This window comes from Spiroplasma endosymbiont of Megaselia nigra, assembly GCF_003987485.1.
Classification (GTDB): domain Bacteria; phylum Bacillota_I; class Bacilli_A; order Mycoplasmatales; family Mycoplasmataceae; genus Spiroplasma.
The window spans coordinates 1-1,883 of record NZ_RCOO01000208.1 but is presented as its reverse complement, the minus strand read 5'-3'; the positions used below and the strand labels follow the sequence as shown (position 1 = coordinate 1,883).

Genomic DNA, 1,883 nt, shown 5'->3' with positions numbered 1-1,883 from the left:
AATATTTACTTAGATAAAAACCAAGAAAAAGTTTGAAATGAATTAAATGAATTATACACCCATTCTCAAAAAATAGAGCATCTTATTAATTTTTATATAAGTCATAATAATGGTAAAGAATGTGAATAACTATATTTTATGTTATCGCTCTTCAAGGGGTAATCGCCCGTGTAAAACGCCATTAGGAAAATATATTATTGGATCAGATATTGAAGATGTCAATATTAATTCTACTGAATATTGAAACTACTTATTAGATACTTATGGTAAAGAAAACTTAATTATATTAAAAACAAATAAAAAATAACCTTAATTGGTTATTTTTTTAAATACTATTTGTTAATTTGCTAATAGCATCTTTTTGTGCTTGTTTTTTGTCGTTTACTTTAACTTGTTTTTTAACATTTTTAATTTGACCTGTTTTAAGAGCTAATTCTGTTGCATAATCAGGTCCTCGCAAATGTTTTTCATGGGAAATAACAGCAGTTCTTAATTCTCTAATTTCTGCTTTATATTTTTTAATTTTTTTAGCAGATAATCCAAGAATACCAAGACTACCCATTCCACCTGCACCTGCTAACACAAGTAAAGCAATTACTAATTCATTACTTAATTCCATTTTTATATTTCCTTTCTTATCCTTACTCAAACAGTGGCCATCCATCTTTTCAGAACAAAATAATTTATAAATTAAACTATATAACCACCCAAAAATATCAACCGCCCCTATAAATATAGTTTATTTTAAATTTAATTCTTTGTTATTTTCATTTTGTATATTTTTTAATTTTTCTTCTGTTATACCATCTAAATTATTTCATTGTTTTGCTACTCTTGGTTGAATAACACGCGGATTAATCCGACAATCTAAACAATGTCTTAAATGGTCTTTTTTTCATTTTGATTTATCAATTCAAATAATTATTAAAGAAATTATTAAAGTAATTAAAGGTAATATTGTAAATACTAATCCCATTTTAGATATTTTTAATCGTGGGATATCAATTTTCATATCTACTTTTGGTTTACTACTAGCAACAAATATACCTTGAATTCCGTGTGTAAATAAAGGTGTTAGTAAAATAGCAATTCCATTACCTCAATATTGACCATAATTATATCAATTAATATTATCTTTAATTGCATTAATCATCCCATATTCTAATCAACAATTTAATACTAAAAATATTAATGTATAAAAACTAACTACTCAACTACGAATTTTATATTTTCTTTCTCATTCTCTAATATCTTTATGAGTTCAATTATAAGTTGGAATAGGTTCTTTTTTAAATCAATTTCAAGGTAAGGCACCCTTTAATCAAGTAGTTTTATCTTGTTTCATTAATCAAACTCCTTTCTAACTTACTTTTTTTCTTTCAACATGTAATGCCATTAATTTATTATTTCCAGAAATTATTTCGCCATTTTTATTAATATATATAGGGAGAAAACCAGCAGTTAAATTAAATTCATAATGATTTTTATATGTTTCAATCATAATATTAATAATTTCTTTATTATTTTCATTAATACCAATTCATATTTTGTATATATATTTTGTAGAATCATAATTTTTAATTTTATATTTTTTGTTAGAAAAAGATACAAAATCACTAGTATCAACCAATTCTCAATCATTACCACCGCTACCTTTTAATTGATAATGTTCATTAATATATTTAGTAGTTGGCAATGTATCATCAGTTGTTTTTAATTCTTTTGTTATACTTTTAACAATTCAAAAATCAGCAGTTATATCATTATTTTTAAATGCTGGGTCTCAAATTTCTAATTCACCTGTTTTTTGATTAAATGAAGCATTCGCTTTACCACTTTCAGTAGGTATTAATTTAATTCCAATTTGTCGTGTTCTCATATAA

Annotated in this window: 4 protein-coding genes; 1 reads left to right on the top strand and 3 read right to left on the bottom strand. The window is 24.2% G+C overall.

All coding sequences use genetic code 4. The features are described 5' to 3' along the window. Positions 1-109 precede the first annotated feature (109 nt). Positions 110-307, top strand: a complete 198-nt coding sequence (locus D9R21_RS06155) for a hypothetical protein (RefSeq protein WP_126821506.1) — start codon at positions 110-112, stop codon at positions 305-307. Between the two features lie 18 nt (positions 308-325). On the opposite strand, the gene D9R21_RS06150 is transcribed toward D9R21_RS06155, so the two are convergent. The 3 genes from D9R21_RS06150 to D9R21_RS07510 form a co-directional block, all read right to left on the bottom strand. Then, complete coding sequence (locus D9R21_RS06150) at positions 326-619, bottom strand: hypothetical protein (RefSeq protein ID WP_126821505.1); 294 nt, start codon at positions 617-619, stop codon at positions 326-328. Positions 620-739: 120 nt separating this feature from the next. Next, entirely contained in the window at positions 740-1,345 is a 606-nt protein-coding gene (locus tag D9R21_RS06145) for a hypothetical protein (protein WP_126821504.1), read from the bottom strand. Between the two features lie 15 nt (positions 1,346-1,360). After that, on the bottom strand, positions 1,361-1,883 hold a 523-nt coding region (locus D9R21_RS07510), incomplete at its 5' end, for a hypothetical protein (RefSeq protein ID WP_158613955.1).